The sequence below is a fragment of the Massilia alkalitolerans DSM 17462 genome, from assembly GCF_000427785.1.
GTDB lineage: Bacteria > Pseudomonadota > Gammaproteobacteria > Burkholderiales > Burkholderiaceae_D > Telluria > Telluria alkalitolerans.
The window spans coordinates 267328-278071 of record NZ_ATYR01000004.1 but is presented as its reverse complement, the minus strand read 5'-3'; the positions used below and the strand labels follow the sequence as shown (position 1 = coordinate 278071).

Here is a 10744-nt window from a genome sequence, read left to right as displayed (position 1 = left end):
AAGAAGGTTGATGAGAAAAATATCGGTCGCTGCGGACTTCAAGAATCGGTAACAGGGCTTAGCGCCCGATTTTTTCCGTTTTCCCTATTCTCCCCGAATTCGTTGAAGGATTCAGGGGTGTATTTCGGGTTCATCGTCACTGCTGTTTCCTGATTGTCAAAAAGACGCATCCTACACTGTGCGCGTGAGCGCTTCAGCGGCCTGCCTGTCACACCATCGCTTGTTCGCTGCGATACAGCTTGCGGTAGGCCGACGGCGAAGTCTGCAGGCTGGCGCGGAAATGCTGGCGCAGCGACAACGCCGAGTTGAAGCCAGCCTGCTGGGCGATGACGTCGATCGATACGTCGCTGCCTTCCAGCATGCGCTGGGCGTAGGCCAGGCGCTGGTTCAGAAGCCACTGCTTGAACGAGGTACCGGTCGCCTGGCGAAAGTGCCGGGTGAAGTTACGGCGGCTCATGGCGGCGCGTGCGGCAAGCGTATCGATGCTGTGTTCCCGTTCGAGATGCTGGGCCACCCACGCAAGGACCTCCGCGAAACGGCTTTCGCTGTGCGATTCCGGCAGCGGACGCTCGATGAACTGGGCCTGGCCGCCCTGCCGGTGCGGCGCTACCAACAGCTTGCGGGCGACGCGGTTCGCCACTTCGGCACCGGCGAGGCGGCGCAGCAGATGCAGGCAGCAGTCCAATCCCGCCGCCACGCCCGCCGAGGTCAGGACGCTGCCTTCGTCCACATACAAGACGTCCCGGTTGACCTTCACTTTCGGATAGCCCGACGCCATCTGGTCGGCACAACCCCAGTGCGTCGTCGCGGTCCGGCCGTCCAGCAAACCCGCTTCGGCCAAGGGGAACGCCCCGAGGCACAAGCCGACGACAGTCGCCCCGCGTGCGTGGGCGCGGCGCAATGCCTCCAGCAGCAGGCCGGGCGCAGGACGGCAATCGTCGTGCCAGGCCGGCATGAACACGATATCGGCATCCTCCAGCGCCTCCAGGCCACAGCCGGCGGAAATGGCGAAACCGGCCGAGGTACGCAGGGCGCCCGGTTCGACGGCGCAGACCGCGACATCGAAGGCGGGTGCCGCCGGATCGTCGCGCACCGTACCGAAAACGAGGCAGGGTACGGACAGGTGGAACGGCGTCATGTCGTCGAAAGCGATCACGGCAACCCGGTGGCGCCGGCGTGTCTGGTCGGTTGATGTGGTCATGGCCCGATTTTATCGCATATCGTCCTTCAGGCCACTATTACCTCGATGCCGATGGCGCGAGAATGTGATCACCAAGGAAAGCAGATGCTTCCTTCCACAACACCACCACAGGACCGCCATGCGCTTTTTCAGCCCTTTGACACAGATCGCCGCCGCGACCGCCCTCGCCCTGCTCGCCGGCTGCGCCACGCCGACAGGTACCACCGATCCGCAATCCGGTGCGGCAAGCGGCACGCCGACCGTACGCATCCAGCAGATCCGCAATGCAACCCTCAAGATCGAGTATGCTGGCACACGCTTCCTGGTCGATCCGATGCTGGCGAAAAAAGGTGCTTATCCGGGCTTTCCCGGGACTTACAACAGCGAGCTGCGCAACCCGCTGGTCGAGTTGCCCTTGCCGCTCGACGAGGTCATGCGTGCCGATGCGGTGATCGTCACGCATACCCACCTCGACCATTGGGACGACGCGGCCAAGCAATCGCTACCGAAGAGCATCCCCGTGTTCGCGCAAAATGAAACCGATGCACAGGCAATCCGGAAAGATGGATTCACCGATGTGCGCGTGCTTGGCGCGGCCACCGAGTTCAAGGGCGTGCGCCTCACGAGGACGGGAGGACAGCACGGCAGCGACGCGATGATGGTCTCGCCCGCAGGCGCCCTACTGGGCCAAGTGTCCGGCATCGTGTTCCAGCGTCCCGGCCACAAGACCGTGTATATCGCCGGCGACACGATCTGGCGCCCGGAAGTGGACCAGGCCATCTGGACTTACCAGCCGGACGTCATCGTCCTGAATACCGGCTACGCCCGGCTGCAGGGCTTCGACGGTTCGATCATCATGGGCAAGGACGACCTGTCGCGCGCCTACCAGGCCGCGCCGCGCGCAAGCATCATTGGCAGCCACATGGAAGCGGTCAACCACATGATGCAAAGCCGTGCCGACCTGCGTGCGCACATCAAGGCAAACGGCATGGACGCGCAGCGCGTGCTGGTGCCGGAGGACGGCCAGGCTTATCAATTCTGAGCGGCGACGACTCAGGGGCGGTAACTCAGCGGCGGCGGCGTGCGTTGCCGCCCTGTCGCTGCCGCGCTGCCGTATTCTGCTGCTGCAGCATCGCATCCACCCGCTCCGAAGCCTCACGCGCCAGCTGCTGCGCCAGTTCGATGCTGGGGAAGTGTTCCGGGTCCCGGTAGCCCAGCCAGGCGTAGGCCGAGTACATGCGGCAGGTATCCTCGACCTCCTGCAGGTTCATGTAATACAGCTCCTGGATAGGCGGCTGCAGCTTGCACACCTTCTTCTTGGCCAGCGACAGCGCCCAATGCTCCCAGGCGCTCTGCAATACCGGCACCCGGCTCGAGATCGGCACCAGCGACAGCATGAACTTCTCGGCCACGGACAGCGGCAGCGTGTCGAGCCATTCGGCCCGCTCGTTCTGCTCCTCGGTGATGCGCGGATAGAAGAAGCCGTCCGGCACGTCAATGTTGTGCACGAAGCGTTTCAAGAGCTTCACCAGCGAAGTCTCGCCCGTCACCGAGGAGATGCGGTGCAGCTGCTCGAGCGAAGGCGCGACCGCGAAGCCGGTGGCCGCCACCGGCGGGATCTTTTCCTTCATCAGCGCGCGCATCACCTCGTGGGTGTCGTCGTCGTAGCCGGCGACAAAACCCTCCTCGTGCACGCCGTAGCGCCCTGCCCGGCCGGCGATCTGCTTGGCCAGCGCCGCCGAGATCTCTTCTTCCTCGACCCCGTTGTACTTGACGGCGGTGGTCATCACGATGCGCGCGATCGGCATGTTCAGGCCCATCGCCAGCGCGTCGGTGCCGACCACGATGTCGGCCTGCCCTTCGCGGAAGCGCTCGGCCTGGGCGCGCCGCACTTCGGGCGACAGGTTGCCGTACACGGTGGCGACCGACAGTCCCTTCTCGGTGATCATGTCGCGCCACATCAGGACGTCGCGCCGCGAGAAGGCGATGACGGCGTCGCCGCGCCGCAGGTTGCCGAGCTTGCGCACCGGCGAAGGCTCCATCGCCAGCGGCGCCATGCGTTTCAGCACGTGGACTTCCAGCGGCACTTCCAGGCGTTCGGCCAGCGCCTCGATCGCGCGCCGCGCTTCCGGGGCGCCGACCAGGAACACGGTCGATGCCGGCGCGCCGCACACGGCCGCGGTCCAGGCTGCACCGCGGTCGCGGTCGGCCAGCATCTGGATCTCGTCGATCACCGCGACTTCCACCTGCGTTTTCGTATCCAGCATCTCGACGGTGCTGGCGACGTGGGTCGCGTCTTCGGCGATGCGGCGCTCTTCGCCGGTGATCAGGCTGACCTTGATCTCTTTGCCGTGCGGACGGGCGTTCTGCAGGCGCTCGTAGTTCTCCAGCGCCAGCAGGCGCAAGGGAGCCAGGTAGACCCCGCTCGCGGCCTTGGCCAGCGCCTCCATCGCACGGTGGGTCTTGCCCGAGTTGGTTGGCCCGAGCAGGGCGATGAACTTGCGCTGCATGCGGCTGGCCACCTCGAAGGATTCCGGGTACTCGGCCAGGTTGATGCTTTCCTTGGTGCGCGCGGCGTGGCGCTCTTCCTGCTCGCGCTCGATCGCATGGGTCAGGCGCTGCGAGATGCGCTGGAACACGAATTCGGCCGGCTCCGAAGTTTCCAGCTCGTCGAGCACGTGCAGGAACAGCATCGGGTCCCAGCCGAAATCGTCGGCTTCCTCCGCGATGTCGCGCACGAAGGCCTCGGCTTCGGTCTGCAGATCCTCGATGGCATCGGGGGTGGCGCGTTCCTCGAGCAGGTCGCGGCGCGCCAGCATGTCCATCTTGCGCCACTTGCTCGGCTTGGCCAGCACGCCGCGCGAAGGCACCAGGCGGTAGGGCACGCGCAGGCCTTCGTAGCGCACTTCGCCGGAGAAGCGCAGGAACACGCGGCCTTCCATCTTGACCAGTTCGATGCCGCGCTCGGCGAAGTCGAGCTCGCGCTCGAGGAAGGCGTCGTCGTGTTCGGTGTCGTCGGAAGGAGGGTGGGATTGATTCATGGTTGCTTGCGTGATGTCATGTTGCCATCACTATATCGCAGCGCGCGAACATGCATGGCTCCGTTCCCCTGCGCAAGCCCCCTCCTTCGACCGTTACCGCTTGACCGGATAGTAAGGACTTTCCGGCGGACCGAGATAGCTCGGCTGCAGCCCGCCCGCATCGATCACCAGGCGCTGCAGCACCAGTCCCGGATCCAGGGCCCAGAACTTGACCGTGTGGCGCCCCGGCCGGTCCACGCGGTGGGTGGTGACGAACTTCGCCACACCATCGGACACGAGCTGGTTCCAGTACTGTTCGGATTCGTCGGCGTGCACGTTGACTTCCTGCAGCGGACCGTCGTCGATCGACACGGCGAAGCGGAAGCCCTTCCCCGGCTGGAACTTGAGCGTCGGTCCCAGGGTCGCATGCAGCTTCAGTTCGCCGGCCTTGAACAGGTGCACGTCGTACTCGAGCCGCATGCCGTCTTCCACCCTCAGCGCCGGCGCGGCGGCCGGCATCGTCGTCATGCCCGACAGGGTATGGCCGTAGCCGGGAATCCTGAGCCACCGGCGACCTTGCGGCGCATGCTGGCGGCTGAAGTGCTCGGCCTCGATGGCGACCACGCCGCGGCTCTCCACGTGCCCCTGCGCGGACTGCGGACTCAAGCCTGCCGGCTTGTGCACCGGCACCTTGACCAGCACCCTCGCCCCTTCCGGACCCGTCACCGTCAGCTCGGCCTCCATGCTGCCGGCCGGGACGGCGTTCCAGTCCACGTCCACCAGGATTCGCTGTTCCTTGTCGACCCGCCCTGCCGCATGGCTGAGCCGGATCCACGGATGGCTCGCCTTGACCGCGTAGTCGAAGGGTTCCCTGCTGCGGTTGAACAGTTCAAGATAACGCGGCTGCCTGTCGAAGACATCGAGCGCCGGCACGCTCATGTGCTGCAGGCCGTAGGCCGGCCACACCGCCTGGCTGCCCTGCACCACCACGCCCATCTGGTCGGCCGCGCGGATGCCGTCCGGCGTGCTCGGCTCCGGCAGGCGCAGCCTCGATACCGCCGGCATCACGTCGCGATAGGGCTGGGCCCAGTTGGTGTAGCCGAAGCGGTTCTGCGACATCATGTGATTCCACTTGCCGCTATTGCTGCCGTGGTACTGGCGGGTCAGTTCGGCGTCGCGGTCGAACAGGCGCTGCACGCGGGCGGCCAGGTCGTTGGTGGTGGCGCGTCCCTGGCGCGCGTACAGGGCGTTCCTGCCGCTTGACACCCACATGTCGAGCGCATTGGCGGATGCGCGCACCGGATACTCGACCAGCTGGAAGTACGCGTCCTGCATCGTCTTCGGCAGGGCCTGGCCGACCTGGCGGGCCTCTTCGACCAGGGCGTTGTAGTCGTTTACCACCCGCTCGGCTTCGTCGTAAGCGCTCAAGCTGTAAGTGGTCGGTTCCAGCTGTTCCGGACGCCGGCGCGCGTTGTAGCGGGTGTAGCGCTCGACGATCGAGGCGATGCGGCCGGCGTGCCGGACGCCGAACTCGCGCGCGGCCCAGGCCTCCAGGTAGGCCAGCAGTTTCTCGGCGGGCCAGGCTTGCGGATTCCAGGCATACGCGAGGAAGAACTCGGTCGGCACTTCCATCGGCTTGAGGTCGCCCACGTTGACGATCCAGAGCCGGTTCGCACCGTACTCGTTGGCCAGGTTCATCTGCTCCCAGACCTTGGCGATCTGGGTCACGTTCAGCCATTTGTAGGAGCGCGGGCCGCCCACGTAATCGAAGTGGTAGTAGACGCCGGCGCCGCCGCTGCGCTTGCGTTCCTCCGGCGTGGGCAGGCGGCGGATATTGCCCCAGTTGTCGTCGCACCAGAGCAGCAGCATGTCGTCCGGCACGCGCATGCCCTTCTCGTAGTATTCCTGGACTTCCTTGTAGAGCGCCCACAGCTGCGGGACGGTGGCCGGATCCTTGCCCAGCTCCTGCTTGATGAGCGCGCGCTGGTCGCGCACGATGCGCTCCAGCAGGTCGACGTTGGCGCTTTCCGACATCGGCTCGTCGCCGTCGCCGCGCATCGCCATCGTGATCACCTTCTCGTGGTCGCGCGTGTTGCGCAGGCCCTGGGCCCAGAACGCGCGCAGCGTGTCGGCGTTGCGGCTGTAGTCCCACGGGCCCCTGCCGTGTCGGATCCACTCCTGGTGGGCGCGCATCATCGGCTCGTGGTGCGAGGTGCCCATCACGATGCCCATGGTGTCGGCCAGCTCGCCGTTGCCCTTGTCGTCGTCGTAGAAGGCCGAGCCCCACATGGCGGGCCACAGGTAGTTGGCGCGCATGCGCAGCATCAGTTCGAACAGCTGCTCGTAGAACTTGCGGTTGTAGCCGCCGAAGCGCTGCCTGGCCCAGTTGGTGAGCGCCGGCGCTTCGTCGTTCAGGAAGATGCCGCGGTACTGGACCACCGGCTTGTCCATCAGGCGGGTGTCCAGCGGGACGCTGAGCGCGGCATGGCGCGCCACCGGCACGTCGGCCCACCAGTGCCAGGGCGAGACGCCGATCTGTTCCGACAGCGTGTAGATGCCGTAGATGCTGCCGCGCTTGTCGCTGCCGGCGATGACCAGGGCGCGCTTCACGCCGGGCAGCGGGTCCGTCACCGCCTGGATGAGAAAACCTTCCCACTGGCCGGCCAGCGTGCGCGTATCGATCCTGCCCTGCTTCGCCAGTTCATCGATGAGAGGGTGGCGGCCGAGCGTGCCGACGATGATCACGTCGCTCCCCGCTGCGCCGGTCTGCCACTCGGGCGTCTTGCCCGTCACCTTCTGGATGTCGCGCTGCAGGTCGCGCGCCGCGCGCAGCACGCCGGGGAAGTCGTCCTTGCCCACCACGATCGGCGCGGCGCGGCCCTTGCTCACGAGCTGGACGCCATCCTTGCCCTGCACGTCGACGAAACGCGGGGTGCCGAGCGCGTGCACCTCGGCCGGCAGCGACAGGCACAGGCCGAGCGCCAGGCAGCACAGCAGCCGCTCCATGATGCGTGTTCCGATCCCGCTGCCGGGCCTCGCTGGTGCTGCCATGTCTCCTCCGATTGTTATAGCCAACAATTAATGTTAGCGCAATCATCAGAGTCTATTATTGTCCGGGCAAGGAGTCAAACGAAAGCCGGGCTAACGAAAAAGGCCGGCGCCGCTTGCGCTGGGCCGGCCCTTGCTACGAATCGCAGATGATTACGGCTCGTTCGGGTGCTTTAGTCGACGCCCAGGCACATGCCCCTGGAGAGACGGGTCAATGCTCGATTATCTAATTGGATCATCTCCGCGTAGCTGAGCCACCTGCTGAAGAAAGTAACTCACCATACCACTCACTTCTCGCTGTTCACGAATTCGGTCATCCTCTTTTCCTTCCTGAAGTCCGTGGAAGTTGGCCACAGCTGATGGTCCATCTTTGCGATAGCCTTCAATATCTTTTTCATCGCAAAAGTTCGCAGCCAATGCTGCCAATGCTTGATCGATGGCAGGTACATGGACCTTGGTTGCCAAACGATCGGTAAATGCTTGAGCGAGGGATTCCAGAGTACCCCAGTAACGCATCACATGGACGAGATCTGCTGCATCCTTACGCTCATGACGCTGGTTAAAGGCGATGGCCTTCAGCACGATGAAAGCCACGGCGTCAGCATGTCGAATGATCTCTTTTACAGTCCCGCCGTTATCGGGAAGTTCAACGACGATTTCCGTCTCTTCAAACCAGTTGTGCGCAATGCCGGCATGCAGAATTTGGCATGCAGAGACCTCCTCGCCATCAATCTCCACGAGCCTTGCGCTTTGGTTCGGATCGTCGGTGTGCTGCAGGAACTCAACAACGATAGATTTGCTATCAACCCGGTATACCCATTGCCAAGAACTTGGTGGGCCTTCCTGATCGCGCTGATACCGCTCAAATCCTCCATCTTTCAACTGCCGCTTCAATTTAGCGTAAGTACCTTTAGCAGCGAGTAAGGTGATGTTGAGAACAACATCAACGTCGGTTGTGCCGGAATGTTCTGGGACTTCTGGTGGTCGCGCGGGTGTCAAATACCGGGGCACCAGCCCGCCTACGAGTCGCAAGTCTGCCTTTAGCGAGCCGAATGCCCGTAACAACGCGACGAGAGCCGTCTCGCAGGCCTTTGTGTGGTCGGTACTGTACTCCGCAGCAGTTTTATACTTTGTGTTCACTTGCTACTTTCTATTTTGAGTGCTTGCTTTCGAAACTCTTCTGCAAGTTCTTTGTTTCGTCCATATCCGTTGAGTAGATCAAGATACTGTATGAATCGGCTGGCAAATCTGGAATTTGGGCGTTCCGGATGCTCGTCCAAAAACATTAAGGATGCCCCTGATCGCTCGATCAAGATCACGTTGGAACCTTTCTCTGCTTTCGTTAGCCCCATTGCTGACGCAAGCTCATCCGCTTCACCAGGCTGAATGATGACTTCTACGCGATCAACATTTGTTAATCGTGGAACCACGGCATTCGCAGCAGCAGCCCCGGTCAGCGCCCACTGATTCTGCGAGTGCTTTATGAAGCTTTCAATGACCTTATCAGTAATGTTCCCACCGGGAGCGTATGTGTACCAGCGAGTGCGCGTTTCCCGTCGTCGAACCCACTCTTCGGCCCAAGCGTCTAAAAGAGCCGCAGGATCACGCACGCGGCGACGCTGCGCAGGGCCGCTGCCCTTGGATTCAACTAAATCTAGTTGTTCAAGGCCTTGCATCGTGCTCGACACGGTAAACGTCGAAGTGTGTGCGAGAGAAGAAAGCTCGGTTCCAGAGATGTACTCATCGCCAGAATATGTGTGCCAATGGTGGAGCAGTGCATGGACTACCTGCTCACGTGCTCCGCTAAATAACGCCACATCTTTTCTTCGACTTACACGCAAGGGGGGACGCTCAACATCCACCAACCATGTTTGATGCCTAAAATATAGGGTTCCGCTCTGATCAAAGTAGTTGATTCCAGCTTCCCGCAGAGCTTGTCGTGAGCCAGGGCTGATCTGATCGGCGATCAAACATAGTTCAACTCGCTCATCGTTAGAGATAACATCCCGATATTCCGCAAGCTGGCTAATTGCCATTCGAACATCGCGGGGATAGGCGACTCGTTTGAGCTCGATTGCTAATAAACAGACGTCTCCGTTTGGCGTCCGTGTTCTGACGAGAGCATCTAGTCGGCTATTTGAGCGGTCACTCGTGACCGGGACCTCTAGTTCTTCATGTTCAGCCACGAAGCCGGTAGCGTCCTGAAGAGTTCCCGTAAAATCGTGCAACAAGGAAATATCTTTGTTATGCATAATATTTAGATTAGCTGTACAGCTAATCTAGCACATATTCCTAAGTTAGACGAAGAGGAAAGATTAGCTGTACAGCTAATCTTTCCTCTTGAGAAGGCTCGGGTTCAACATCGGTAGCCAACACAAAAATTGTTAAGGCTGCTTGGCTGAGTAAAACAAAGCCGTTCTGCTGTAACCTGTCCGCTGCCGCAAAATAAAAGGCCAGCTCCGTCGCGTATAGCGACTGGCTGGCCTGCAAACTTGCTTAAACGCGAATCAGGCAGCGACGCCCGCTTCGTGCGCCTGCTGGTCGGCATGGTAGGACGAACGCACCATCGCGCCCACGGCGGCGTGCACGAAGCCCATCTCGTAGGCCTTCTCTTCGAACATCTTGAAGGTGTCAGGGTGCACGTAGCGCCGCACCGGCAGGTGCGAGTTGGACGGCGCCAGGTACTGGCCGATGGTCAACATGTCGATGTCGTGCTCGCGCATGTCGCGCATCACTTCCAGGATTTCCTCGTCGGTCTCGCCCAGGCCGACCATCAGGCCGGACTTGGTGACCGCGGTCGGATACATCTTCTTGAAGTCGCGCAGCAGCACCAGCGAGTGCTTGTAGTCGGCGCCCGGACGCGCTTCCTTGTACAGGCGCGGCACGGTTTCCAGGTTGTGGTTCATCACGTCCGGCAGGCCATCGGCGAAGATGTTCAGGGCCTTTTCCAGGCGGCCGCGGAAGTCCGGCACCAGCACTTCGATCTTGGTGTTCGGGCTCAAGGCGCGGGTCTTGGTGATGCACTCGACGAAGTGGCCGGCGCCGCCGTCACGCAGGTCGTCGCGGTCCACCGAGGTGATCACGACGTAGGACAGGCGCAGGTCGGCGATGGTCTTGGCCAGGTTGCCCGGCTCGTTCACGTCCAGCGGATCCGGACGGCCGTGGCCGACGTCGCAGAACGGGCAGCGGCGGGTGCACTTGTCGCCCATGATCATGAAGGTCGCGGTGCCCTTGCCGAAGCATTCGCCGATGTTCGGGCAGCTCGCCTCTTCGCACACGGTCACCAGGTTGTTGGCGCGCAGGATGTCCTTGATCTCGTAGAAGCGCGACGAGGCGGTCGCGGCCTTCACGCGGATCCAGTCCGGCTTCTTCAAGCGCTCGGTATCGGCGATCGGGACGATCTTGATCGGGATGCGCGAGGTCTTGCTGGCCCCCTTCTGCTTCTCGGTGGCGTCGTAAGCTTGGGCGGTGCCGGTGGTGGTGTCGGTGGTCATTT

The 10744-nt window shown here is 62.4% G+C and carries 7 protein-coding genes; 1 reads left to right on the top strand and 6 read right to left on the bottom strand.

Annotated elements, in window-relative coordinates:
* Positions 1-208: 208 nt before the first annotated feature.
* On the bottom strand, positions 209-1201 hold the full coding sequence (locus YWC_RS0106915; protein WP_027864712.1) for a GlxA family transcriptional regulator: 993 nt from the start codon (positions 1199-1201) through the stop codon (positions 209-211).
* A 118-nt stretch (positions 1202-1319) separates the two neighbouring features.
* Here YWC_RS0106915 and YWC_RS0106910 point away from each other — a divergent pair, with 118 nt between their 5' ends.
* Complete coding sequence (locus YWC_RS0106910) at positions 1320-2222, top strand: MBL fold metallo-hydrolase (RefSeq protein WP_027864711.1); 903 nt, start codon at positions 1320-1322, stop codon at positions 2220-2222.
* A gap of 25 nt (positions 2223-2247) precedes the next feature.
* Here YWC_RS0106910 and YWC_RS0106905 read toward each other — a convergent pair whose 3' ends face one another.
* The 5 genes from YWC_RS0106905 to lipA form a co-directional block, all read right to left on the bottom strand.
* Positions 2248-4221, bottom strand: a complete 1974-nt coding sequence (locus YWC_RS0106905) for a helicase-related protein (protein WP_036213392.1) — start codon at positions 4219-4221, stop codon at positions 2248-2250.
* Between the two features lie 93 nt (positions 4222-4314).
* Positions 4315-7251: a glycosyl hydrolase 115 family protein gene (locus YWC_RS0106900; RefSeq protein ID WP_229413032.1), complete on the bottom strand. Its 2937-nt coding sequence runs from the start codon at positions 7249-7251 to the stop codon at positions 4315-4317.
* 219 nt (positions 7252-7470) lie between these two features.
* A complete protein-coding gene (locus YWC_RS31960; RefSeq protein ID WP_084416340.1) occupies positions 7471-8388 on the bottom strand; it encodes a hypothetical protein in 918 nt (305 codons plus the stop codon).
* The gene (locus tag YWC_RS31955; RefSeq protein ID WP_084416339.1) at positions 8385-9500 is read right to left on the bottom strand and encodes a type IV toxin-antitoxin system AbiEi family antitoxin; all 1116 of its coding nucleotides are present in this window, start codon (positions 9498-9500) and stop codon (positions 8385-8387) included. The genes YWC_RS31960 and YWC_RS31955 overlap by 4 nt, the downstream gene beginning before the upstream one ends.
* Positions 9501-9755: 255 nt before the next feature.
* Positions 9756-10742: a lipoyl synthase gene (gene lipA, locus YWC_RS0106880; RefSeq protein ID WP_027864707.1), complete on the bottom strand. Its 987-nt coding sequence runs from the start codon at positions 10740-10742 to the stop codon at positions 9756-9758.
* Between the last annotated feature and the right edge of the window lie 2 nt (positions 10743-10744).